We start from the raw sequence: 23,012 nt of genomic DNA, 5'->3' as shown, positions 1-23,012 counted from the left end.
AGCCCATGCGCATCGCCAAGGCCTCACTTACCCCGTTGCGGCTGGAGCTGCTCCAGCCCCTGAAAACGTCCCGAAGCACCCATGCGGCGCGCGAGGGTTTCCTCGTGCGACTGGAGGACGAAGCGGGACGCGTGGGCCTCGGCGAGGCGATGCCGCTGCCGGAGTTCGGCACGGAGACGCTCGCTGACTGTGGCGCCACGCTGGAGGCCTGGCTTGCGGCGCTGAAGGGACAGTTCCTCGGGGACTCGGTGCGAGCCATCGAGGACACGCTGTCCCCGTTCCCACCGGCGGTGGCGCGAGGTGACGGCGTGCGCATCCGTTCCCGCCAGACCACGCCGGAAGGGCCGATGCCTGCCTCGGAGCACGCGCTGGAGCTGGCGCTGCTGGACCTGCTGGCGCAGCGGCAGGGCGTCCCGCTGTGCTGGCTGCTGGCCGAGGAGGCGCGCACGGAGGTCGCGGTGAATGCGCTGCTCAGCGGGGACGGGCCGGAGGCGCTGGCGGAGGAGGCCCGCAAGGCGGTGGCCGAGGGCTATGGGACGCTCAAGCTGAAGGTGGCGGGCCGCCCGCTGGACGACGACGAGCAGCGCGTGAAGGCGGTGCGCGAGGCCGTGGGGCCGGACGTGAAGCTGCGGCTGGACGCGAATGGCGGCTGGACCGAGCCCGAGGCGAAGCGCGCGCTGGACAAGCTGGGCTGGTACGGCCTGGAGCTGGTGGAGCAGCCCACGCCGCCGGAGGACCTGGCGGCGCTGTGGCGGGTGCAGCGGCGGGCACCGTGCATGGTGGCGGCGGACGAGTCGCTCGGCTCGCCCGAGGCGCTGCGGGCACTGCTGGCGGTGGACCCGCTGATGGGCGGAGGCCCCGCGGTGGGCGCGGTGGTGCTCAAGCCGATGGTGCTGGGTGGGCTGCTGCCGTGCCTGGTGGTGGCGATGCGGGCGGCGCGGCTGGGCATGCAGTCGTACGTCACCAGCTCGCTGGACGGAGTGGTGGCGCGGGCCGGCGCGACACACCTCGCGGCGGCACTGCCCTCGGGCGCGCTGGCGTCGGGGCTCGCGGTGGGGCGCCTCTTCGCGCACGAGCCCGCGTCGCACCCGTATCGCCCCGTGCACGGGCACATCCGGCTGCCCCAGGCCCCCGGTCTGGGCCTGACGCCCGAGATGGTGGGCTGACGATGTAGGTCCGCCCCATGGATTCCGAGGCGCGAGGATGACGGACCCGAAGGCGGTCGAAGCTGGCACTTCCCCTGGCGCCCGAGGCGGTCGGGCGTGTCCCCTCCGCGAAGGAGCCCGGCGGTACCCGGAGGCCGAGGCGCTCACCTTCGCCGGAAGCGCGTGGACGTACCGGGCGCTGGACGTGGAGGTGGGCCGGTGGGTGAAGGCCCTCGAGGACCGGGGTGTCGGCGCCGGGGACCGCGTGGCGCTGCTCGCGACGAACCATGTGGCGTCCGTGTGCCTCTTCTGGGCCCTGGGGCGCCTGGGCGCCGTGCTGGCCCCCCTCAATGCGCGCCTCACGCGGGCGGAACTGGGGCCGCTGATGGAGGACGTGGAGCCCCGCCTGGTGCTCGCCCTGGGCGCGCTGATGGACCGGCTCCCCGGCGCGGAAGGCCTGGAGTCCCTCGTCGCCCCTCACTCCACGCCATCACCCACGTGTGAGCCGCTGGCGGAGGATGCGCCCAGGGTGCTCCTCTTCACGAGCGGGACGACGGGGCGGCCCAAGGGGGCGGTGCTCACGGAGGGCAACTTCCGGGCCTCCTCCAAGGCCTCCGCGGCGAACCTGGGCGCACACCCCGCGCCCCGCTGGCTGGGCACGCTGCCTCTCTTCCATGTGGGCGGGCTCGCCATGCTCACGCGCACGGCCTACGAGGGCGGCGCGCTCATCCTCCATGACCGCTTCGACGCGGACGCGGTCAACCGGGCCATCGACGTGGAGGGCATCTCGCACGCGAGCCTCGTGGCCACCACGCTCGAGCGCGTCCTGGATGCGCGAGGTGATCGCCCGGTGCCGCCGACCTTCCGGCTGGCGCTCATCGGCGGAGGCCCCGTCCCCGTTCCCCTGCTGGCGCGTGCGCGGGCCGCGGGACTGCTGGCGCTCCAGACGTACGGCCTCACGGAGGCGTGCTCCCAGGTGACGACGGAGCGCCCCAGCGAAGCCGACGGCCGCACCGCGGGCCCTCCGCTCCCCGGCATGCACGTCCGCATCATCGGCGAGGACGGCACCCCGCAAGGCTCCGGCGTGGAAGGGGACATCGAGGTGCGTGGCCCGACGGTGATGGCGGGCTACTGGAAGCGCCCGGACGCCACGCGCGACGTCCTCCGAGACGGCTGGCTGCGCACGAAGGACGTGGGCGTGCTCGACGCGCACGGTCGCCTCACCGTGCTCTCACGTCGCACGGACCTCATCGTCCGGGGTGGAGAGAACCTCTACCCCGCGGAGATTGAAGCGGTGCTCGCCAACCACCCGGCGGTGCAGGAGGCCGCGGTGGTGGGCGTGCCGGACGCCCGCTGGGGCGAAGTCCCGGTAGCCTTCCTCGCGCTCCGCGCCGGCCAGCCCACGCCCCCGTCCGAGGCGCTGGACGCGTGGTGCCGCCAGTCGCTCGCGGGCTTCAAGACGCCCGCGCGCTTCACCTGGGTGGACGCGCTCCCACGCAACGCCATGGGCAAGGTCGAACGCACCGTGCTCCGCCAGCGCTCCATCGGCTGACGCGGGAAGCCTGATTCTGGAGTCAAAGTCGGGACCGGGGGCCGCGCTCCCGTCCCTCGGGTGAGGGCGGAGGAGGGGCCTCGTCGCGGTCTCCCGCGCCTACAGGGCCCTGGCGCCGTCGAAGGAGGACGGGTCGGGCTTCAGGGGCGCGAGGCGCTCAGCACTCGGAGGCGGGGTGGCCCCAGGGGTTGGTGCGCGGGTACGCCCGCAGCATCGCGTTCAGCCGGTACGCCGCCGCCACGGTGGCGCTGATGCCGGGCCGACGGGCCGTGAGGCCTCCCCGGCTCATGGCCGCGCCCAACCGGGCGGCCTGCATCGCCAGCTGCCGCTCCACTTCGGGGGACCAACGGGGGAACTCGAGCCATTCCATCTGTCTGCTCCTTGAGGAACTTCGGAGCCTGCATACAACCCCCATAAGCCCTGGAAATCACGACGCCGCGCGTTGGAGTGGGGCGTCACTGCCGGGTTCCGGACAGGCCCCCTCGCGTCACGATTCCGCCATGTTGGCTGCCGGGCAGGCGAGGACTCAGCCCGCATTGCACCGCGTCGTTCCGTCCGGGCGCAATCTTGAAGCCTCCAAGGAATGGCAGACGCCGGGTTGCAGGGGTGCCCGTGTCTGGCTGGACACCCTCACACGCCTGGCCTTGAGACATGCCGTTGCCATCCGGCAGCGATTCCGGGAAGGCGAAACTCAGACATGCAAGGTATTTCCGCTCGTGCGTTCAAATAGATGAAGGAGTTGATGAGGGCACAGGATGCGGTGGGGTCGCTCCGGAGCGCGGGCCGCTCGGAGCGGTGGGCCACCAGGCAGCGGGGAGTGGGGCCGGTTTCCGAGGGGAAAACAGGTGATGCGGGGAAAGGGATGGGTTCAGGCCGTCCGGTGTCGATCAGCTCAGCAGTCGACGGGAGTCAGAATCGGACCGGAGGGGTTGTCAGGTTGTCTTGATATCTTTATCTCCCAGGTCAAGGGGGGAATCGGCTCAAAGGCAGATCAGCTCACACGTCGCGCAACCGGAGGCGGACATGGCTCCAGAGTCTGTTGATGTCATCATTGTCGGGTGTGGGCCTGTTGGAGCGATGGCGGCGAACCTGCTGGGTCAGCACGGGGTGCGCACCCTCGTCATCGAGCGGGAGCCGGCGCCCCACGGCCAGTCCCGCGCCATCAGCGTGGATGACGAGGCGCAGCGCATCTTCCAGTCGGTGGGCCTCGTGGACGAGCTGGGGCCGGGCTTCTTCCCGTGCCGGCTCCTGAAGTACCTGGACGACGAGCTGCGCACGCTGGCGGAGGTGGACTTCACGAAGGTGGACCAGCCCTTCGGCCACTTCGTGGGCGCGTTCTTCCAGCAGCCTCGTCTGGAGGCGGCGCTGCGCAGGGGCATGGACCGCTTCCCCCACGTGAGCCTCTGGCAGGGCCACGAGGTCGAGTCCTTCGTGCAGGACGACGAGGGCGTGACGGCGCGGGTGAAGGAGTGCGCGAGCGAGCACGCAGTGACGGTGCACGCCCGCTACCTGCTGGCCTGCGACGGCGCGCACAGCGCCATCCGTCGGCGTCTGGGCCTGAAGCTCGAGGGGACGACGGCGCTGGAGCACTCGCTCGCCATCACCGTGGCCACCACCACGCCGGACCCGGAGTTCACGGCGTACCTCTGCGGCCCCAGGCGCCGCGGCTTCATCACCCGTACGGCGCGCGACGAGATGCGCTTCGACATCATCCTCGCGCCGGACGAGGACCTGGAGGCGGCGCGCCGGCCCGAGTTCGTCCGGAGCCTCATCGCGCCCTACCTGGACCCGGCGACGGTGAAGGTCCGTTCCGTCAATGTGTACTCGTACCACAGCCGTCTCGCGGAGAAGTGGCGGGTGGGCCGGGCGTTCCTCCTCGGAGACGCCGCGCACCTGATGCCGCCCTTCCTGGGGCAGGGGCTGTGCGCGGGCTTTCGGGACGCGGCGAACCTGGCGTGGAAGCTGGGACTGGTGCTCGGGGGCGCGGCGGATGCGTCGCTGCTGGACACGTACGAGCAGGAGCGGCGCGCGCACGTGGCGGAGGTCATCCGCAGCTCGGACGCCATGGGCCGGGTGATGATGACGGGCGGGCAGGTGCTGGCCCGGGCGCGCAACGCCCTCATCCAGTTGCTCTACCGTCTGCCCGTCACCGGTGACTTCATCCGCCAGTACAAGGTCAAGCCGATGATGCCGCTGGAGCAGGGCTTCCTCGTCCACGCACGCCGCGCGAAGAAGGACGCCCCGGAGGGCACCTACTTTCCGCAGCCTCGCGTGGCGCTGCCGGACGGAAGTTCCGCCCTGCTGGACGACGTCCTCGGCGAGGGCTTCGCGGTGCTGACGCGACCCGGGGCTTCACTGGAAGCGCAGCGCGAGGCCCGGACGCTGGCGGAGGAACTGGGCGCGCGCTGGCTGCCGGTGTCCGCGGCGGAGCGCACCGGTTCCATCCGGGCGGAAGGGGTGGTGGACGTGGAAGGCCGGCTCGGTGCCTGGTTCGCGCAGCACTCGGCGGACGTCGTGGTGCTCCGCCCGGACCGCTACGTCTACGGCACGGCGGGTGGCGGTGGGCAGGGGCACCTGCAGGGCTCGCTGCGCGGACGCATCCGCCCGCTGGCGCGCCAGGGGCACGGCGAGGTCCGGCGCGCAAGTTGAACCGGTGCGCATCCAGCCTCGCTGGAAGGGCAGGGGGCCGGAAAAAGCCACGGGCGTCGCGGACACACTCGTGCCCGTGACGCCCGCGAGACTTTCAGGACCTGTGGGAGCTCAGGCCGCGGCGGACTTCAGGAGCTGCTCGGCGCGCTCCACGCAGTCGGCCATGAAGTTCAGGTAGATATCCAGCGCGCGCGCGCCGGTGCGGCCGACGATGGGGGCCGCCTCGGGCACCTGGCCCAGAAGCTTGCCCAGCATGTACTCGTTGAGCGCGGTGTGGCCCACGTCGATCTCCGCGTGCTCCTTCACGAAGGACATCGCCTCCATGATGTCCTCGCCGAGAACGCGCTTCGCCTGATCCATCAGGCCGGGAGCGAAGACCACGGACAGGTTCTCGATCTCATACTCGATGGCGACCTGCGAGGCCGGCATCGGACCGACGATGGTCTCCTCGTGGATGGCGCGGTAGTCCTTCATCGCCTGGGTGGGGGCCTGGGCAATCAGGGCCTCCGCGTCCAGCTTGGGCGTGCGGTGCTTGTTCCACCGGGCCACGAGGGACTTGGTGTCCTCGATCATCATCAGGTGATGACCTTCCTCGTGCTTGGCGTGGGTGGTCAGCTTCTCGCCGACCTCGACCAGGCCCATCTTCACCGTCGCCTCACCCGCGCGGCGGATCCACCCGTCCACGGGCTCCGTCATGTACACGCCCAGGGAGTTGAGCTGGATGAGGAAGCCTTCCACCAGCGCCGGATTCACGTTCGGATCCAGCAGGGCCTTCAGCGCCGGGTTCGTCTTGAGACGCTCACGCGCCTCCTTGACGTGCGGGACGTACAGCTCCTCCACGAGTTTCTTGCTCATTTCAATTACCCTTGGCGAGTGGTGTGAGCGCTCCGGCGCCCGATGGTCAGTTCACTGATGTGCTCGAGGAAGTCCGGAATCAGCTTCGAGGAGATGATCCACATGTACGGATCAGGCCCCGCGTGGATGCCGGCCTCCTGCACGTACTCCCCCCCTTCGTCCTCACAGATGTAGTGGAACGAAGTGCGACGGCGCGCGGCGTACCAGCGACGGGCGGCATCAACCAGCGCGACATAAGCGGACGGCCCCGCCTCGGTCAGAGGGAACAGGCGGGCCATGTCCAACAGGCTGTAGAGGTTGGTGCCCAGCTGGCCCATCTCCACGACGACGGCGGCCACCGGAACACCCCCACGGCGCGCGACCAGGACCTCGCGCTCACGCTCCAGGCCGAACTCCTTCCAGCGGGCCTGGACCGGACGCATGTCGATGCGGTCGCGCGTGAAGTCGAGCGCCTCGGCGTAGCAGGCGGGGCGCGTGCGGGCGATGGTGTCCGACAGCAGGGTCAGCTCGTTCTGCGTGGCGGAGCCCACCGAGAGTCCGTCGAAGGTGCGGCCCGTCAGCTCATGGCTGTAGACGTCCAGCATGTGCACCTTGCGGGTGAAGGCCAGGCCGGCGCCCGTCTCCATCTGCCGCTCGGCGTAGCGCACGTGCGCCTTGGCAATCCACGGGTTGAGGGCCTCCACGTAGGCCACCACCCACTTGAAGTCCGGGTCGCTCTGCGGGTGCTCGAAGGTGCGCAGGTACAGGTCGCGCATGATCTGCCCCGGCTCCGTCACGTTGGAGGGCGGCTTGCCGGGGCGCTTGGCGACCTGGTGCCCCATCCACGCGTGGCGGTAAGGCTTCATGAAGGACAGCGTCGCCTCCAGCCCGCGCTCGGACGGCCACACCGCCTGGCAGAACAGCTGCGGAATCTCGGCGGCCTTCTTCGCCATGTTGCGGAAGGCCAGGCGCAGCTCCTCGAACTCCTCGGCGGACTTGCCCGCCAGGCTGAAGAAGCCGGAGCGGGTGAAGAGGTCCCACAGCCCGTCCTCCAGGTTCTCACTGGTGCGGGTGTTGGGGGAGGCCGCCTGCGACACGAAGCGCACCCAGCGCGCCTCGTCGGAGGAGTAGGGCAGCACGCTCAGGCCGCACAGCACCGTGCCGTCCGCGCGCACGCTGCTGACGTAGCGGATTTCCCCGCGCAGGGTGATGACCTGCCCGTTGTCGGTGTGCAGCTCGAGCATGGGCGGCAGCAGGCCCGGGAACACGAGGTCCTCCGGGCGGCAGCGCACGCACATGCCGGAGAAGGACAGGTCCACCACTTCGCGAGACAGCTCGCCCAGCTCCCGCCACAGCGGGTGGTGGAAACGCACGCTGACGCCTTCGGGGGCCTGAACGCGGCGGTGCCACCGGTGACGGATGCGGAAGAGCTTCTCGGGCAGCGGGGTGAGGAGCCGGTCACCCTCGGCCGTGCCCACGTCCAGCTTCATCCGATAGGCGCTGTTGTAGCCGATGACGTCGATGTCGAAGGGCGCCTCGCCCCACTCGGCCACCGGCTCCTCGGTCCGCCACTCCAGCTGCGACGTGGAGGGGTTGAACCGCTCGAGCACCATGCGCACCGTACGGCCCATGCGGCGCAGCACGGCCTTGTTACCGGAAGCGCAGGTGGCGACCAGGATGGAGCGCACGCGCTCGGCCTGCTCGATGGTGTCCTGCACCGGCAGCACCGACGCGGCCGGCTCCGCCACGCCGCGCTTCAGCGCGTCCGCCAGCAGGGAGAGGATCTGCCGACCCTGCTCCAGCGTCACGCCCACCAGCTGCAGGCCCACCGGCGCGTTCGGCGTCTCCGCGTCCGTGCGGATGAACGCACCGCGGATGGGGCCGAGCGTCACACCGCAGCCCGACAGGTACACCGGCAGCGTCCGCGACTCCGACATGTCCACCGGGCCGTGCGGCATCACCCACACCACCGTGGGGGACAGCCGCGTCACCTCACCGATGGAGACGTCCGGCGTCCCCAGCGAGCAGGTGATGGCGTCGGCGCCCGTGCCATGCAGCGAGTAGCCCGAGTCATCCAGGGCGGCCTCGGCCGGCGGCAGCGGAATCACATTGAAGAGCGCATCACGGCTGACGAACTCCAACGTCCGCTTGGTGAGGTTGGAGTGCGGATTTCCCCCTTCCATAGGCAGGAGCCCCCTTCTCCGGTGCTGAGGAACGCCTGATGCGGATGTCGAAGTTGCAAGCACAACAGTCCCTCCCTGCTCCAGCGGTTCTGCGGTGGGCGGCGAATCGCTATAGGTCCGCATCATACGGATTCAGAAGGAACAGTCAAACCGAATTTATCCAGCCACGCTGTTTTCTGGCTGGCGGGAATGTAGGGCCTGGGGTCGGGGATGACAGGTGCTTTGTCAGAGTACGAAGAATTGCGATGCGCGGGAGTGAACAACATCACGGCGATGTTGTCGCGCAACTGTAATGTCACAAGTCGGGCACGCTGTGCGTACTTTCTCGTAGTGAAATGGAGATCGTCAGACCCCCTCGTTAGAGTAGCTCCAGTCGGCCAGCGGGAGAGGTGAGGGATGAGTGCTGCAGTGAGCACGACGGGTGGGGCGCAGTCGGGAGAGCAGTCCCAGCAGGGCGCAACGGGGCGCGGCCCCGCGCTCGCACTGGTGGATTCCCCTGATCGTCCCCAGGTGGACGTGGCGGAGATGGCTCGCGGCGCGGTGGAGTTGTTGACCGCCACGCGCCGCCTCCATGGAGTGGAAGTCGCGCTGGAGCTGCCGGAGGACGCCGTCCCCGCGCGCGTCAGCAGCCGGCGCATGCAGCAGGTGATGCTGCTCCTGTTGGCCCACGCCGCGGACGCGGCGAACGGGCAGGGTGTCCGGCTGGCGGTGGACGCTCCGGACGACTTCGGGGACGTGGGCCCGCGCTTCCAGGTGGTCGCGCCCGGGGCTTCACTCTCGGAGCGTGAGGCGCAGGCCGTCTTCCTGTCGCCCATGCTGGTGGGGCCGCTGCACCGCCGGCTGGCCCGCGCTCGCGAGCTGGTGGAATCCGTGGGCGGCACGCTGGAAGTGGCCCGTGGCGCCGGCATCACCGTGACGGTGGAGCTGCCCGCGCCCGGCATGTCGAGCTGGTAGTCGCGGGGCCCGCCGCGGTGATTCCGCGGGGGTGGAAGTGAAGGGCTGGAGGACTGCTGCGCTCGCGCCGGTCCTCCATTCCCGCCGCACCCACGGCTGCTGCGCGTGGCAGCGGCACGCTGGAAGGACTGCCGCGCCTGGAGCTGGTCCTCGCACCGCATCGCGCCTCCGTTCACTGCCGTATAGGGCCTGCACCCTGGCACGCGCATGGCGGACGTCCGCGCCGCGCCGCTGGCTCCGATAAGTCCTGCAACCTGGGCGGTCGGCCAAACTCCTTGACGGGAGGGGGCGGGTTTTCGACTATCCCGCGCCTCTTCTTACACGGCCACACCTTCCAGGAGTACGCCCATGGCGCCCCCGTCTTCCGGAGAGAAGATCTCCCTGCAGAACGGCAAGCTGTCCGTGCCAAACAACCCGATCATCCCCTACATCGAGGGCGATGGTACAGGCCGCGACATCTGGCGCGCGTCCCAAGCAGTCTTCGATGCCGCCGTCGAGAAGGCCTACAAGGGCCAGAAGAAGATTGCCTGGTACGAGGTCCTCGCCGGCGAGAAGTCCTTCAAGCAGGTCAACAACTGGCTGCCGGATGAGACTGTCGAGGCGTTCCGCACGTACCTCGTCGGCATCAAGGGCCCGCTGACGACGCCGGTGGGCGGTGGCATCCGCTCGCTGAACGTGGCGCTGCGCCAGATGCTGGACCTGTACGTCTGCCTGCGCCCCGTGCGCTACTTCAAGGGCGTCCCCAGCCCGGTGAAGACGCCGGACAAGGTGGACATGGTCATCTTCCGTGAGAACACGGAGGACATCTACACGGGCATCGAGTTCGAGGCCGGCACGCCCGCCGCCGAGAAGTTCCTTGCCCTGCTCAAGCAGGAGTTCCCGAAGGAGTTCGGGAAGATCCGCTTCCCCACCAACGTGGGCGTGGGCCTGAAGCCCGTCTCCAAGGAGGGCAGCGACCGCCTCATCCGCGCCGCCATCCAGTACGCGGTGGACCACAAGCGCAAGAGCGTGACGCTGGTCCACAAGGGCAACATCATGAAGTTCACCGAGGGCGCCTTCCGCAAGTGGGGCTACGAGCTGGCCGCCCGCGAGTTCGGTGACAAGGTCTACACCTGGGACCAGTGGGAAGTGACGAAGGCGGCCAAGGGTGAGGACGCCGCCAACGCCGAGCAGAAGGCCGCCGTGGCCGCCGGCAAGGTCATCATCAAGGACTCCATCGCGGACATCACCCTGCAGCAGGTGCTCACGCGTCCGGACGAGTTCGACGTCATCGCCACGTTGAACCTCAACGGCGACTACCTGTCGGACGCGCTCGCGGCCCAGGTGGGCGGTATCGGCATCGCCCCGGGCGGCAACATCAACTACGTCACGGGCCACGCGGTGTTCGAGGCCACGCACGGCACCGCGCCGAAGTACGCGGACCAGGACAAGGTGAACCCGGGCTCGGTCATCCTCTCCGGCGAGATGATGTTCCGGCACCTGGGCTGGCACGAGGCCGCGGACCTGATGATCAAGGGCATGGACCGCGCCATCGCCAACAAGACGGTGACCTACGACTTCGCCCGCCTGATGAAGCAGGAGGGCCAGGGCACGGTCACCGAGGTGAAGTGCTCGGAGTTCGGTCAGGCCATCATCAAGAACATGTAGTCCCCCTTCCGGGGACCTGAGAGAGGACGAATCCATGGCTCAGAATCGCAAGAAGAAGATCGGCCTCATCGGCGGCGGCCAGATTGGTGGCAACCTGGCGCTGCTCGCCGTGCAGAAGCAGCTCGGCGACGTGATGCTCTACGACATCCCGGCCGCCGAGGGCATGGTCAAGGGCAAGGCGCTGGACATCAACCAGCTGTCCGCGGTGGACGGCTATTCCTGCCGCGTCACCGGCACCACGGACTGGAAGGACGTCGCCGGCTCGGACGTCATCATCATCACCGCCGGCGTGCCGCGGAAGCCGGGCATGTCCCGCGAGGACCTGCTCGACATCAACCTGAAGATCATGAAGGACGTGGCGGCCAACATCAAGCAGCACGCCCCCAACGCCTTCGTCATCAACGTGGCCAACCCGCTGGACGCGATGGTGTTCGCGCTCCACAAGATCGCCGAGTTGCCCAAGCACATGGTGGCGGGCATGGCGGGCGTGCTGGACACCAGCCGCTTCAAGTGCTTCGTGGCCGAGGAGCTGGGCTGCTCCATCCGTGACGTGGAGGCGCTGGTGCTCGGCGGCCACGGTGACGACATGGTGCCCCTGGTTCGCCACAGCACCGTGGGCGGCGTGCCCCTGACGCAGCTGATCGCCAAGGACAAGCTGGACGCCATCATCAAGCGCACCCGCGAGGGCGGCGCGGAGCTGGTGGCCCTGTACAAGACGGGCAGCGCCTACTTCGCTCCCGCCGCGTCCTCCATCGCCATGGCGGAGAGCTACCTCTTCGACCGCAAGCGCGTGCTGCCGGCCGCGGCCCTGCTGGAGGGCCAGTACGGCATCAGCGGCTACTTCTTCGGCGCCCCGGTGCAGATCGGCGCGGGCGGCGTGGAGAAGGTCATCACCGTGGAGCTCGACGGTGAGGAGAAGGCCGCGCTGGAGAAGTCCTTCCAGTCGGTGAAGAAGACGGTGGACTCGGTCAAGCTGTAGTCCGTTCCGGGCACCTGCGGCCCGCCGGGAGTCTCCGGCGGGCCCTGTGCCTGATGCCGTGGATGACGCGGCCTTATCCTGGCCGGCGCCTTCATTGCGGCGGAGTTTCATCAAGTTATCTAGCCTGTAGCTCTCGCACGGGATGTCCGGGCCCTGGCGCGCCACATGGCGAGTCGGCTCACGACGGCAGCGTCGGGCACCCGGCAGTCAAGGAGACGATGATGGCAGCAGCAGCGCGGTTCACGGTGGTGGGCGGCGGTCTCGCCGGGCTGATGACGACGATCAAGCTCGCGGAGGCGGGTCACCAGGTGGATGTGCTCTCGCTCGTCCCGGTCAAACGTTCCCACTCGGTGTGCGCCCAGGGTGGCATCAACGGCGCGGTGAACACCAAGGGAGAGGGCGACCACCCGGACATCCACGTGAAGGACACGCTGCGCGGCGGCGACTTCCTCGCGGAGCAGACGTCCGTGAAGGGCATGTGCCACGCGGCCCCGGGCATCATCTACCTGCTGGACCGCATGGGCGTGACGTTCAACCGCACCCCCGAAGGTCTGCTGGACTTCCGCCGCTTCGGCGGCACGCTCCACCACCGCACCGCCTTCGCGGGCGCCACCACCGGCCAGCAGCTGCTCTACGCGCTGGACGAGCAGGTGCGCCGCTACGAGTCCGAGGGCAAGGTCACCAAGTACGAGTACTGGGAGTGGCTCGGCACGGTGAAGGACGAGGGCGGGCGCGTCATCGGCAGCGTCGCGGTGGACCTGCGGACCATGGAGATCCGCACCTTCCCGGCGGAGGCCGTGTGCCTCGCCACCGGTGGTCCGGGCATCGTCGTCGGGCGCTCCACCAACTCCATCATCAACACCGGCACCGCCGCCGGCCGCGCCTTCATGGAGGGCGCCATCTACGCCAACGGCGAGTTCATCCAGGTGCACCCCACCTCCATCCCGGGTGAGGACAAGCTGCGCCTGATGAGCGAGTCCGTCCGTGGTGAGGGCGGCCGCGTCTGGGTGCCGAAGAAGAAGGGCGACACGCGCAACCCCCGGGACATCCCGGAGAGCGAGCGCTTCTACTTCCTGGAAGAGAAGTACCCCAAGTACAAGAACCTGGTGCCCCGCGACGTGGCCACGCGCGAGATCTTCATGGTCTGCCGCGACATGGGCATGGGCATCGGCGGCAAGGACGGCGTGTACCTGGACGTCACGCACATCCCGGCCAAGACGCTGGACGCCAAGATCAAGGGCGTCATGGAGATCTACGAGAAGTTCGTGGGAGACGACCCGCGCGTCACGCCGATGGTCATCTTCCCGGGCATGCACTACTCCATGGGCGGCCTCTACGTGAAGTTCGAGGCGGACCCGCGCACCCAGACGCCCGCCGAGGGCAGCCCCGTCAACCAGTCCACCAACATCCCCGGCCTGTACGCCACGGGTGAGGCGGACTACGCGTTCCACGGCGCGAACCGCCTGGGCGCCAACTCGCTGCTGTCCTGCATCTACTCGGGCATGATCGGCGGCCCGGCGATGGCGGCCTTCGCGAAGAGCAACGCCACCAGCGCGGCGGCCATGCCGGAGAAGTACTTCCAGAGCGCGAAGAGCTACTGGGAGGACCGGTTCGCCACCATCAAGAAGATGAACGGCGCGGAGAACCCGTACGGGCTGGCGCGCGAGCTGGGCGACATCATGACGGAGAACTGCACCGTCGTCCGGTACAACGACCGGCTGAAGAAGACGGTGGAGAAGATCCGCGAGCTCAAGTCGCGCTGGAACAACGTCAACGTGCTGGACACGGGCAACGTGGCCAACCGCGCGCTGTCGTACACCAACCAGCTGTGGAACATGCTGGAGCTGGGCGAGGTCATCGCCACCAGCGCGCTGCTGCGCGACGAGAGCCGCGGCGCGCACTACAAGCCCGAGTTCTCGCTGCCGGAGCCGAAGGTGAAGGATCCGACCAAGGACCCCGAGTGGATGGCGCTGTGGCAGAAGCGTCACGAGAAGTGGGCGAAGACGACCATCGCGAAGCACAGCGAGCAGGGCCCGCAGATCTCCTACGAGGAGATTCCCACGCCGGTCCTGGATCCCGAGCCCCGCTGGTACGCCTGAGCAGGGGTACTCATCTTCTGGTGGGCCCGCGCCAGCAGGGCGGGTCGCCGCAACTGATTGGGAAGTGAAGGGTCGAGCGACATGGACACTGCACAGGCAACCGCCGTCACCACCAGGACCGTCACCTTCCGCATCTGGCGGCAGGATGACCCGAACAAGCCGGGTCACTTCGACGAGTTCAAGGTCCCGTACACCAAGGGCGCCAACGTCATCTCGTGCCTGATGGAGATCCAGCGCAACCCCGTCACCGTGGAGGGCAAGAAGGTTGCCCCGGTGATCTGGGACGCCGCGTGCCTCGAGGAGGTCTGCGGCAGCTGCGCGATGAACATCAACGGCCGGGTGCGCATGGCCTGCTCGGCGCTCATCGACAAGTTGGAGCAGCCGATCACGCTCGAGCCGATGAGCAAGTTCCCCGTGGTCCGCGACCTCACCGTGGACCGCGAGCGCATGTTCGACGCGCTCAAGCGGGTGAAGGGCTGGATTCCGGTCGACGGCACCCACAACCTGGGGCCGGGCCCGCGCCAGTCGCCGAAGGACCAGTCGGTCATGTACGTGCTGTCCACGTGCATCACCTGTGGCAGCTGCCTGGAGGCGTGCCCCCAGGTGACGCAGGGCAACGACTTCGTCGGTGCCGCGGCCATCAGCCAGGCCCGCCTGTTCAACATGAACCCGACGGGCAAGATGCAGTCCGAGGAGCGCGTCCGGTCCCTGATGGGCCCGGGTGGCATCCAGGACTGTGGCAAGGCGCAGAACTGCGTGAAGGTCTGCCCGAAGGAGATTCCCCTCACGACGTCCATCGCGATGATGAACCGCGAGGTGACGAAGCTGATGATCAAGGACATCTTCTTCCAGGAAGAGGAGCAGAAGAGCCACAGCGGTCCGGGGTAGTCCGCCCGCCACCTTCCGTTCTTCTCGTAGCGAAGCGGCCCCGTGCTGGCGTCCCCAGGACGCCGGGCGGGGCCGCCGCCGTTTCTGGAGTGGATGCCCTCTGAAGCCTGGTGACGAGCGGTGCGGGGGAAGAAGGCGCGCCGGGCCGGAATGAAGGGGCGGCTGGGGCGCTGTCGTGTTCGCACTCGGTGGAGCGAAGCCGCGTGCCCTCGGGACAGGAAGGCACCTACGGCTTCGTGGCGGAGCCTAGCGCTCCCAACGCCTCACTGATTTCCTCCGCCTGCGCCGGGTCGTCCGCGCGTTTCGCCAGCGCGGTGAGCGCGGCCACATGCGCGGTGCGCAGCGCGTCCGCCGCTGGCACCGGCAGGTCGGGCTTCACGCCCACGCCCTCCCAGTTCGTCTTCGTCAGGGCATGCACTGTCTGTCCCATGGGCACGCCCACGACGAAGTGGTCGTCGACGGGCAGGGCCACGCCCGGGTTGGCGCCTCCATGCGTCGTCTCGCCCACCACCCGCGCCCGCTTGCGCGCCTGGAGGTCATACGCGAGCGTCTCCGCCGCGGAGAACGTGTCCCCGTCCGTGAGAATGTAGACCTCCTTGTCGCCGTACCGGCCCGCCACGGGGGACGCGGGCGTGTGGAGCTGCTCCTTCGGCCGGCCCTTCCACAGTGTGTCGAGCACGTGCGTGCGCTCCGGCAGCAGCCAGCCCAGGTACAGCGCCACCAACTCGTTGTCTCCGCCGCCATTGCCGCGCAGGTCGATGATGAGCGCGTCCGTGGCGGACAGGAGCCGCATGGCAGCGGCGGCGGCTTCTCCGGCGTACTTCGGCTCGGGGAAGCTCGTCAGGCGCAGGTAGCCCACGTTGCCGTCCAACCGCTCCACGCGGCCGATGCCATACGCCTCGCGAAGGGCCATCCGCCGCCGGAGCTCCTCGCGCTCGGCGCGGAACTTCTCCGCCTCGGGCGGCGCGGGCTCCCACGGCAGGGGCAGGTTTCGCGGCACGGGCCGCGGGCTGTAGATGACGACGAAGTGCGCGTCCTGACCGTCCTTCACCAGGTGCTCGGTGAGCACGTGGGCCAGCTCCCGGGGCTCGGTGATGGCGTCGTAGTCGCCGCGCTTCAGCCGGGAGCGCAGCATCCGTTCCGCCAGGGCCGCCTTCTCCGCCGAGTAGTGGCGCGCCCGGACCTGGGCGATGACGGCCTCGACGACGCGGGTCCGCTCCTTCGCGTCCAGCGCCACCGGCGCCTCGTCCGCCAGGGCCAGGGTCGGCGCGATGAGGAGGTACAACCAGAGCAGCCGCCACGGACGGAAGGACATGCGCGAGGACTCCAGGAGGGACAGGGCAGGGGACGAACGCCCGGTCGTTCCATCCGAACGTCCGGGGGACTGTTCCATACCGGCCTCCGCGTGCCCTCCAGGGCAGGTGTCGTCCGTGTCACCCCTGCCTTGCGCCTCCCTGGACACCCCGCGGCCGTGAAGCCGGGCTCATCCTGGCGGACAATCCTGGTTATCTCGTGTGCATGGGGCCACACGGCGCGGTTCCGCCGGGGGCAAACGGCCTTGCCATCCGTCGGTTTCTGCGCAATGAGGGCCCCGCGCTGACGCCTCTTGTTAAAGGCCGTCTCCCTCGTCCCAATCGGAGCCTCGATGAAGATCCACGAGTACCAGGGCAAGGAAATCTTCCGGAAGTACGGCGTGCCCACGCCGAAGGGCATCCTCGCGCTTTCGCCCAACGAGGCGGAGGCCGCTGCCAAGCACCTCGGCACGCCCGTGGTCGTCGTGAAGGCCCAGATCCACGCCGGCGGCCGCGGCAAGGGCGGCGGCGTGAAGCTCGCCAAGAGCCCCGCCGAGGCGAAGGACCTCGCCAAGCAGATGCTGGGCATGAAGCTGAAGACCATCCAGACCGGGCCGGAAGGCCAGACGGTCCACAAGGTCTACATCGAGGAAGGCCTCGCCATCGGCCAGGAGCTGTACCTCGGCGTGACGCTGGACCGCGCCACCAGCCGCATCACCTTCATGGCTTCCCGCGAGGGCGGCGTGGAGATCGAGGAAGTGGCGGAGAAGCACCCCGAGAAGATCCTCCGCGAGGCGGTGGACCCGGCGGTGGGCTTCACCGACTTCCAGGGCCGCAAGCTGGCCTTCGGCTTGGGCCTCTCCGGCCCCACGGTGAACAAGTTCGTCCAGTTCTGCTCCTCGCTCTACAAGATGTTCATGGAGACGGACGCCTCCATCGTCGAGGTCAACCCGCTCGTCATCCTCAAGGACGGCGGCGTGGTGGCGCTCGACGCGAAGGTGAACTTCGACGAGAACGCGCTCTACCGGCACAAGGAACTGCTGGAGTACCGCGACCTCGCCGAGGAGGAGCCCCGCGAGACGCAGGCCAAGGAGTGGGACCTGGCCTACATCGCGCTCGACGGCAACATCGGCTGCATGGTGAACGGCGCGGGTCTGGCCATGGCCACCATGGACACCATCAAGCTGGTGGGCGGCGCTCCGGCCAACTTCCTGGACGTGGGCGGCGGCGCAAGCAAGGAGAAGGTCACCGCGGCCTTCAAGCTCATCCTCGCCGACCCGGCCGTGAAGGCCGTGCTCGTCAACATCTTCGGCGGCATCATGAAGTGCGACGTCATCGCCGAGGGCATCATCGCCGCGGCGAAGGAGGTCAAGCTCCAGGTCCCGCTCGTGGTCCGGCTGGAAGGCACCAACGTGGAGAAGGGCAAGGAGCTGCTGCGCAACTCCGGGCTCGCCATCACCCCGGCGGACAACCTTCGGCAGGCGGCTGAAAAGGCCGTCGCGGCCATCAAGTAGTCCGGCCCTCCGCCAACACTTTCCAGAAGGAACGCCATGAGCATCCTCGTCAACGAAAACACGAAGGTGGTCTGCCAGGGCATCACCGGCTCGGCGGGCTCGTTCCACTCGAAGCAGATGCTGGAGTACGGCACCAAGCTCGTGGCCGGTGTGACGCCAGGCAAGGGCGGCACCGACTTCGAGGGCAAGGTCCCCGTGTTCAACACGGTGGCTGATTCCGTGAAGCAGGCGGGCGCCAACACCTCCGTCATCTTCGTGCCGCCCCCCTTCGCCGCGGACTCCATCATGGAGGCCGCTGACGCGGGCATCTCCCTCATCATCACCATCACCGAGGGCATCCCCGTCAACGACATGGTGCGCGCCAAGCGCTACCTGCAGGGCAAGCCGGGCGTGCGCCTCATCGGCCCCAACTGCCCGGGCGTGATTACGCCGGGCGCGAAGTGCAAGATCGGCATCATGCCGGGCCACATCCACAAGCCGGGCCGCATCGGCGTGGTGTCCCGCTCCGGCACGCTCACCTACGAGGCCGTGCACCAGCTCACGCAGCTGGGCCTGGGCCAGTCCACCGCGGTGGGCATCGGTGGTGACCCGGTCAACGGCACTGACTTCGTGGACGTGCTGAAGCTCTTCAACGCGGACCCGGAGACGGACGCGGTCATCATGATTGGTGAGATCGGCGGCAGCGCCGAGGAGGCGGGCGCGGAGTACGTGGCCCGCGAGTTCACCAAGCCCATCGCCGGGTTCATCGCCGGCCAGTCGGCGCCCCCGGGCAAGCGCATGGGCCACGCCGGCGCCATCATCTCCGGCGGCAAGGGCACGGCGACGGAGAAGATGAAGGCCATGGAGGCCGCCGGCTTCCTGATGGCCGCCAGCCCCGCCGAGCTGGGCACCACCCTCCAGGAGGCCCTCAAGCGGGGCGCTCCCAAGAAGCGCTGAAGCCAGGCGCCAACCCACCCCAACGAGCACAAGGAGCCAGTCACATGGCCATCGAGCGCACGCTGTCCATCATCAAGCCTGACGGTCTGGAGAAGGGCGTCATCGGGAAGATCATCAGCCGCTTCGAGGAGAAGGGTCTGAAGCCGGTCGCCATCCGGCTGCAGCAGCTCTCCCAGAAGGAGGCCGAGGGCTTCTACGCGGTCCACAAGGCCCGGCCCTTCTTCAAGGACCTGGTGCAGTTCATGATCTCCGGCCCGGTCGTCCTGATGGTGCTGGAGGGTGAGAACGCCGTCCTGGGCAACCGCGACATCATGGGCGCCACCAACCCGGCCCAGGCCGCCGCCGGCACCATCCGCAAGGACTTCGCCACCAGCATCGACAAGAACACGGTGCACGGCTCCGACAGCCTGGAGAACGCGAAGAACGAGATCGCGTACTTCTTCCGGGAGACGGAGATCCAGCCGTACCCGTACCAGAAGTAGCCGGCCGGCCCCGCCTGTCGGGGCCGCTGTTCCCGGCCCGAGTCCGCGCCCGCGAAGGCCCGGGCCCGGGCCGTTGTTCTTCCAGGAGACGGGTTGGAAGCGTCCAGCAGGCGAGGAGGAGAGCGTGCGCTCCTTTGACTTGCCGGGCCCAGGTGTGGGAAGGGACGCCCTCCGGCCCACCGTTTACAGCCCAACGACGATGTCAGAGACCTCCGCCAACACCCTGCCTGTCACCGAGCCGCTTCCGGCGCCCGCGCCCGCGAAGCTGGTGGACGTGGCCAGCCTGTCGCTCGAGGGGCTCACCCGCTTCGTCACCGAGACGCTGGGCGAGCGTGCGTTCCGCGCCCCCCAGCTCTACCGCTGGCTGCACCAGCGCGGCGTCACCTCGTTCGACGAGATGACGGACCTGTCCAAGGCCCTGCGCGAGAAGCTCAAGGCGCGGGCGGAAATCGTCCCGCTGGTGATGGACGCGGAGCTGCGCAGCACCGACGGCACCATCAAGTACCGGTGGAAGACGCGGGACGGCCGCTTCATCGAGTCCGTCTACATGCCCGCCGAGGACCGCAAGACGCTGTGCGTGTCCACCCAGGTGGGCTGCGCCATGGCCTGCGGCTTCTGCATGACGGGCACCATGGGGCTCAAGCGCAACCTCACCCCGGGCGAAATCGTGGCCCAGGTGCACGCCGTCAATCGCGAGGTCCGCAAGAACGAGGGCCTGGAGACGCTCCGCCCGCTCAGCAACCTGGTGTTCATGGGCATGGGCGAGCCCCTGCACAACTTCGAGAACCTCAAGACGGCGCTCTCCATCCTCCAGTCGCAGGACGGGCCGAACTTCAGCCACCGGCACATCACCGTCTCCACGGTGGGGCTGGTGCCCATGATCGAGCGCTTCGGCCAGGAGACGGACGTCAAGCTGGCCATCTCCCTCAACGCCAGCACCGACGAGCAGCGCAGCAAGACGATGCCCGTCAACCGCAAGTGGAACATCGCGGCGCTGCTGGACGCGTGCCGCAAGTTCCCCCTGCGTCAGGGCCGCCGCATCACCTTCGAGTACGTGCTCATCAAGGGCTTCAACGACGCCGACGAGGACGCCCACCGGCTCATCGAGCTGCTCAAGGGCATTCCGGTGAAGGTGAACCTGATTCCGTACAACGAGAACCCCGGCCTGGGGTTCCACACCACCGGCGAGGAGCGGGCCGAGCAGTTCCGCGCCATCCTGGCCGATGGGCACATCGGCGCCTACATTCGCAGGAACCGGGGTCGGGACATCGCCGGCGCCTGCGGCCAGCTCGCCAACCAGGGCGAGTCCGCCCCAGCCCAGGGCACGACATAAGGTCCCGAGCTTCCTTGACAATCCAGCGGGGGCGGCGGTAAGAGCGCCCCCCTTTCCCAAGATGTAACCTGTTCGTTGGAGCAACTCATGGCCGTCGTCCTCCGTCTCGCCCGCGCGGGCGCCAAGAAGAAGCCGTACTACCACGTGGTCGCCACCGACTCCCGGAACCCCCGGGATGGCAAGTTCATCGAGGCCGTGGGCGCGTATGACCCCAACCTCGAGCCCCCCAAGGTGGAGTTCAACGAGGAGCGGCTCAACTACTGGCTGAAGACGGGCGCGACGCCTTCCGAGACGGTGGCGGACCTCATCAAGGTCGCCGCGAAGGCCAAGCCGGCCGCTCCCGCGGTCTGAGCCCGCTGCACTGAGCATACGTGGAGCAACTTCTCACCTATCTCGCGCGGGCCCTGGTCGACCAACCAGACCAGGTCGGCCTGCGCGTGTCCGAAGCGGACGGCGCCCGGCTCTATGAGCTGAAGGTCGCCCCCGAGGATGTCGGCAAGGTCATCGGTCGTGACGGGCGCACCGTGAATGCCCTCCGGACGCTGCTCAACGCCGCTGCCCAGAAGGCCGGGCAGAAGGTCCGTCTGGAAATCCTCGATGACCGGCGCAACGCGGCTGGCGCGCCTGGCGCCGCGGCCGTGCCGCCCGCGACACCGGACACCTCGCGGTGACGCCTCCGCCCACCCTCGAGCTCGGCTACGTGGCGCGAGCGCACGGGCTGCAGGGCGAGGTGGCCATCCGCACCTTCGACCCGGCCTCGGAGGCGCTCGACGTCGTCGAGCGCGTCCTGCTGCACACCCGCTCCGGCGAGGAGCGTGAGTTGTGGCTGGAGGAAGTGCGGCCCACGCCCAAGGAGAACATCGTCGTCCTCGAGGGTGTGACGTCGCGCACCGCGGCCGAGGCGCTCGTGGGCTCCAAGGTGTTCGTCTACCGCGAGGACCTGGAGCCCCCCGCCGAGGGCGAGTTCTTCCAGGGAGACCTGGTGGGGCTCATCGCCGTGGACGAGTCCGGCGCCGAGCTGGGCCGCGTGGAGGAGATCTGGTCCACCGGCGAGGTGCCCAACATCGTCATCCGCTCCCCGAAGCGTCCGGAGCTGGTGGTGCCCTTCGCGGACGAGTTCGTCCCCAGCGTGGACCTCGCCACCCAGCGCATCGTCATCCGCCCGCCCGAGTACGTGGAGGTGGGGCGCCCCGGCAAGGAGCTCCCGGCGGTGGCCCCCACGCCCTCCACGGGCAAGACTGACGGGGACTCCGGGGACGGGGCATGAGTCCGCCGTACCCGGTGGAGATCCTCACGCTGTTCCCGGGAATGGTGTCCAGCTACCTGGGCGCGAGCATCCTCGGGAAGGCCCAGGAGAAGGGCCTGCTGTCCGCCACCATCACCGACGTGCGCGAGTACGCCGAGGGCAAGCACCGTGTCACGGACGACGCCCCCTACGGTGGCGGGGCCGGCATGGTGATGAAGCCGGACCCGCTGGTGGCCGCGATTGAAGCCGCCCGGACGCGGCAGCCGGGCGCGAAGGCGCTGCTGATGAGCCCCCGCGGACCCACCTTCACCCAGGCCACGGCGCGCGAACTGGTGCGCCACGAGGCCGGGCTGATCCTCGTGTGTGGCCGCTACGAGGGCGTGGACGAGCGGGTGATGGCGCACCTGGACGGCGAATTGTCCCTGGGCGACTTCGTGCTCACCGGCGGCGAGGTGGCGGCCCTGGCGGTGGTGGACGCGGTGGCGCGGCTGGTGCCCGGAGTGCTGGGCAACGTCGACTCGTCCGTCACGGAGAGCTTCGAGGAAGGGTTGCTGGAGCACCCCCAGTACACCCGCCCGCCCGTCTTCCGGGGCGCCGAGGTGCCCGCCGTCCTCCAGTCCGGAGACCATGCGCGCATCGCCCGCTGGCGCCGTTGGAAGTCGCTGATCCTCACCCGGGAGCGCCGGCCGGACCTGTTCGCCCGCCTGCAGCTCTCGGCCGCCGACCAGAAATTGCTGGCTCGTCGGGAGGAAGACCTGTAACCCTGAGCGTTCCCAGCGGGTTGGCTCAAAGCGGGCTTGTCCGACACCGCTCTCTCTGGTAGTACGGCCGCTCTTTCACGCGCCCCGCGCGTAAGTTTCCGATTTTCCGGAGTCCGTCATGCGTAACGCCGCCATTCAGCACGTCGAGGCCAAGTTCCTGCGCCAGGACGTCACCGCTTTCCGTCCTGGTGACTCCGTGCGCGTCCACTGGAAGGTCAAGGAGGGCGACAAGGAGCGCGTGCAGGCCTTCGAGGGCGTCGTCATCCGGCTGAGCGGCCGTGCCCACCGCGCCACCTTCGCCGTGCGCAAGATGTCCTTCGGCGTCGGCGTGGAGCGCATCTTCCCGCTGCACAGCCCCCGCTACGAGCGCATCGAGGTCCTCTCGCGCGGCGATGTGAATCGCAGCCGCCTGTTCTACCTCCGCGACCTCAAGGGCAAGGCCGCCCGCGTGGACGTGCAGGAGGAGCCGACGCCGACGCCTTCCAAGAAGGCCGCCGCGAAGGCCTGATCGCCTGCCT

The 23,012-nt window shown here is 68.8% G+C and carries 20 protein-coding genes and 1 pseudogene; 17 read left to right on the top strand and 4 right to left on the bottom strand.

The annotated features are described in order from the left end of the window. Positions 1 to 5: 5 nt before the first annotated feature. Positions 6 to 1,166, top strand: coding sequence for an o-succinylbenzoate synthase (menC, locus tag OV427_RS48780; RefSeq protein WP_267863124.1), 1,161 nt, complete (start codon positions 6 to 8; stop codon positions 1,164 to 1,166). 37 nt (positions 1,167 to 1,203) lie between these two features. After that, positions 1,204 to 2,697, top strand: coding sequence for an o-succinylbenzoate--CoA ligase (gene menE, locus OV427_RS48775; RefSeq protein WP_267863123.1), 1,494 nt, complete (start codon positions 1,204 to 1,206; stop codon positions 2,695 to 2,697). A gap of 157 nt (positions 2,698 to 2,854) precedes the next feature. Here the strand turns inward: menE and OV427_RS48770 are convergent, their stop codons facing one another. After that, positions 2,855 to 3,067, bottom strand: a complete 213-nt coding sequence (locus OV427_RS48770) for a hypothetical protein (RefSeq protein ID WP_267863122.1) — start codon at positions 3,065 to 3,067, stop codon at positions 2,855 to 2,857. A gap of 653 nt (positions 3,068 to 3,720) precedes the next feature. Here OV427_RS48770 and OV427_RS48765 point away from each other — a divergent pair. Next, the gene (locus OV427_RS48765) at positions 3,721 to 5,346 is read left to right on the top strand and encodes a bifunctional 3-(3-hydroxy-phenyl)propionate/3-hydroxycinnamic acid hydroxylase (protein WP_267863121.1); all 1,626 of its coding nucleotides are present in this window, start codon (positions 3,721 to 3,723) and stop codon (positions 5,344 to 5,346) included. A gap of 111 nt (positions 5,347 to 5,457) precedes the next feature. Here OV427_RS48765 and OV427_RS48760 read toward each other — a convergent pair whose 3' ends face one another. Together OV427_RS48760 and OV427_RS48755 are read right to left on the bottom strand one after the other, a co-directional pair. After that, positions 5,458 to 6,201: a hypothetical protein gene (locus OV427_RS48760; RefSeq protein ID WP_267863120.1), complete on the bottom strand. Its 744-nt coding sequence runs from the start codon at positions 6,199 to 6,201 to the stop codon at positions 5,458 to 5,460. Between the two features lie 5 nt (positions 6,202 to 6,206). Next, positions 6,207 to 8,363 (bottom strand): hypothetical protein, encoded by a 2,157-nt coding sequence (locus OV427_RS48755; protein ID WP_267863119.1) that lies wholly within the window; start codon positions 8,361 to 8,363, stop codon positions 6,207 to 6,209. Between the two features lie 396 nt (positions 8,364 to 8,759). Here OV427_RS48755 and OV427_RS48750 point away from each other — a divergent pair, with 396 nt between their 5' ends. The 5 genes from OV427_RS48750 (at position 8,760) to sdhB (ending at position 14,930) form a co-directional block, all read left to right on the top strand. Next, a complete protein-coding gene (locus tag OV427_RS48750; protein ID WP_267863118.1) occupies positions 8,760 to 9,317 on the top strand; it encodes a sensor histidine kinase in 558 nt (185 codons plus the stop codon). Between the two features lie 348 nt (positions 9,318 to 9,665). Continuing rightward, on the top strand, positions 9,666 to 10,964 hold the full coding sequence (gene icd, locus OV427_RS48745; protein ID WP_267863117.1) for an NADP-dependent isocitrate dehydrogenase: 1,299 nt from the start codon (positions 9,666 to 9,668) through the stop codon (positions 10,962 to 10,964). A 34-nt stretch (positions 10,965 to 10,998) separates the two neighbouring features. Further along, on the top strand, positions 10,999 to 11,943 hold the full coding sequence (mdh, locus tag OV427_RS48740) for a malate dehydrogenase (protein ID WP_267863116.1): 945 nt from the start codon (positions 10,999 to 11,001) through the stop codon (positions 11,941 to 11,943). 221 nt (positions 11,944 to 12,164) lie between these two features. After that, positions 12,165 to 14,042 (top strand): succinate dehydrogenase flavoprotein subunit, encoded by a 1,878-nt coding sequence (sdhA, locus tag OV427_RS48735; protein WP_324290084.1) that lies wholly within the window; start codon positions 12,165 to 12,167, stop codon positions 14,040 to 14,042. An 81-nt stretch (positions 14,043 to 14,123) separates the two neighbouring features. After that, a complete protein-coding gene (gene sdhB / locus OV427_RS48730) occupies positions 14,124 to 14,930 on the top strand; it encodes a succinate dehydrogenase iron-sulfur subunit (protein ID WP_267863114.1) in 807 nt (268 codons plus the stop codon). A gap of 226 nt (positions 14,931 to 15,156) precedes the next feature. Here the strand turns inward: sdhB and OV427_RS48725 are convergent, their stop codons facing one another. After that, positions 15,157 to 16,245 (bottom strand): S41 family peptidase, encoded by a 1,089-nt coding sequence (locus tag OV427_RS48725; protein ID WP_267863113.1) that lies wholly within the window; start codon positions 16,243 to 16,245, stop codon positions 15,157 to 15,159. 330 nt (positions 16,246 to 16,575) lie between these two features. Here OV427_RS48725 and sucC point away from each other — a divergent pair, with 330 nt between their 5' ends. The 9 genes and pseudogenes from sucC (at position 16,576) to rplS (ending at position 23,002) form a co-directional block, all read left to right on the top strand. After that, a complete protein-coding gene (gene sucC / locus OV427_RS48720) occupies positions 16,576 to 17,736 on the top strand; it encodes an ADP-forming succinate--CoA ligase subunit beta (RefSeq protein WP_267863112.1) in 1,161 nt (386 codons plus the stop codon). 36 nt (positions 17,737 to 17,772) lie between these two features. Next, entirely contained in the window at positions 17,773 to 18,672 is a 900-nt protein-coding gene (gene sucD, locus OV427_RS48715) for a succinate--CoA ligase subunit alpha (protein WP_163988577.1), read from the top strand. A gap of 44 nt (positions 18,673 to 18,716) precedes the next feature. After that, positions 18,717 to 19,154 carry a nucleoside-diphosphate kinase gene (ndk, locus tag OV427_RS48710; RefSeq protein WP_163988575.1) on the top strand — a complete coding sequence of 146 codons (438 nt, stop codon included), beginning with the start codon at positions 18,717 to 18,719 and terminating at the stop codon, positions 19,152 to 19,154. Between the two features lie 199 nt (positions 19,155 to 19,353). After that, entirely contained in the window at positions 19,354 to 20,487 is a 1,134-nt protein-coding gene (gene rlmN, locus OV427_RS48705; protein ID WP_267863111.1) for a 23S rRNA (adenine(2503)-C(2))-methyltransferase RlmN, read from the top strand. Between the two features lie 87 nt (positions 20,488 to 20,574). Beyond that, positions 20,575 to 20,838, top strand: coding sequence for a 30S ribosomal protein S16 (gene rpsP, locus OV427_RS48700; RefSeq protein WP_163988571.1), 264 nt, complete (start codon positions 20,575 to 20,577; stop codon positions 20,836 to 20,838). A 20-nt stretch (positions 20,839 to 20,858) separates the two neighbouring features. Further along, positions 20,859 to 21,158: a KH domain-containing protein gene (locus tag OV427_RS48695; RefSeq protein ID WP_163988569.1), complete on the top strand. Its 300-nt coding sequence runs from the start codon at positions 20,859 to 20,861 to the stop codon at positions 21,156 to 21,158. Then, positions 21,155 to 21,729: pseudogene (gene rimM / locus OV427_RS48690) on the top strand (ribosome maturation factor RimM). Before OV427_RS48695 ends, rimM begins: the two are co-directional and overlap by 4 nt. Before the next feature lie 21 nt (positions 21,730 to 21,750). Further along, complete coding sequence (gene trmD, locus OV427_RS48685; RefSeq protein ID WP_267863109.1) at positions 21,751 to 22,494, top strand: tRNA (guanosine(37)-N1)-methyltransferase TrmD; 744 nt, start codon at positions 21,751 to 21,753, stop codon at positions 22,492 to 22,494. 118 nt (positions 22,495 to 22,612) lie between these two features. Beyond that, positions 22,613 to 23,002 (top strand): 50S ribosomal protein L19, encoded by a 390-nt coding sequence (gene rplS, locus OV427_RS48680; RefSeq protein WP_163988562.1) that lies wholly within the window; start codon positions 22,613 to 22,615, stop codon positions 23,000 to 23,002. The last annotated feature ends 10 nt before the right edge of the window (positions 23,003 to 23,012 follow it).

The sequence above is a fragment of the Pyxidicoccus sp. MSG2 genome (genome assembly GCF_026626705.1).
Lineage (GTDB): Bacteria > Myxococcota > Myxococcia > Myxococcales > Myxococcaceae > Myxococcus.
Note: the sequence above shows the minus strand (reverse complement) of the source record. Positions and strands in the feature narration are given on the sequence as shown.

Bases quoted from the DNA above. Each gene is read 5' to 3' on its own strand.
- menC (WP_267863124.1), top strand. From the start codon at position 6: ATGCGCATCGCCAAGGCCTCACTTACCCCGTTGCGGCTGGAGCTGCTC.
- menE (WP_267863123.1), top strand. From the start codon at position 1,204: ATGACGGACCCGAAGGCGGTCGAAGCTGGCACTTCCCCTGGCGCCCGA.
- OV427_RS48770 (WP_267863122.1), bottom strand. From the start codon at position 3,067: ATGGAATGGCTCGAGTTCCCCCGTTGGTCCCCCGAAGTGGAGCGGCAG.
- OV427_RS48765 (WP_267863121.1), top strand. From the start codon at position 3,721: ATGGCTCCAGAGTCTGTTGATGTCATCATTGTCGGGTGTGGGCCTGTT.
- OV427_RS48760 (WP_267863120.1), bottom strand. From the start codon at position 6,201: ATGAGCAAGAAACTCGTGGAGGAGCTGTACGTCCCGCACGTCAAGGAG.
- OV427_RS48755 (WP_267863119.1), bottom strand. From the start codon at position 8,363: ATGGAAGGGGGAAATCCGCACTCCAACCTCACCAAGCGGACGTTGGAG.
- OV427_RS48750 (WP_267863118.1), top strand. From the start codon at position 8,760: ATGAGTGCTGCAGTGAGCACGACGGGTGGGGCGCAGTCGGGAGAGCAG.
- icd (WP_267863117.1), top strand. From the start codon at position 9,666: ATGGCGCCCCCGTCTTCCGGAGAGAAGATCTCCCTGCAGAACGGCAAG.
- mdh (WP_267863116.1), top strand. From the start codon at position 10,999: ATGGCTCAGAATCGCAAGAAGAAGATCGGCCTCATCGGCGGCGGCCAG.
- sdhA (WP_324290084.1), top strand. From the start codon at position 12,165: ATGGCAGCAGCAGCGCGGTTCACGGTGGTGGGCGGCGGTCTCGCCGGG.
- sdhB (WP_267863114.1), top strand. From the start codon at position 14,124: ATGGACACTGCACAGGCAACCGCCGTCACCACCAGGACCGTCACCTTC.
- OV427_RS48725 (WP_267863113.1), bottom strand. From the start codon at position 16,245: ATGTCCTTCCGTCCGTGGCGGCTGCTCTGGTTGTACCTCCTCATCGCG.
- sucC (WP_267863112.1), top strand. From the start codon at position 16,576: ATGAAGATCCACGAGTACCAGGGCAAGGAAATCTTCCGGAAGTACGGC.
- sucD (WP_163988577.1), top strand. From the start codon at position 17,773: ATGAGCATCCTCGTCAACGAAAACACGAAGGTGGTCTGCCAGGGCATC.
- ndk (WP_163988575.1), top strand. From the start codon at position 18,717: ATGGCCATCGAGCGCACGCTGTCCATCATCAAGCCTGACGGTCTGGAG.
- rlmN (WP_267863111.1), top strand. From the start codon at position 19,354: ATGTCAGAGACCTCCGCCAACACCCTGCCTGTCACCGAGCCGCTTCCG.
- rpsP (WP_163988571.1), top strand. From the start codon at position 20,575: ATGGCCGTCGTCCTCCGTCTCGCCCGCGCGGGCGCCAAGAAGAAGCCG.
- trmD (WP_267863109.1), top strand. From the start codon at position 21,751: ATGAGTCCGCCGTACCCGGTGGAGATCCTCACGCTGTTCCCGGGAATG.
- rplS (WP_163988562.1), top strand. From the start codon at position 22,613: ATGCGTAACGCCGCCATTCAGCACGTCGAGGCCAAGTTCCTGCGCCAG.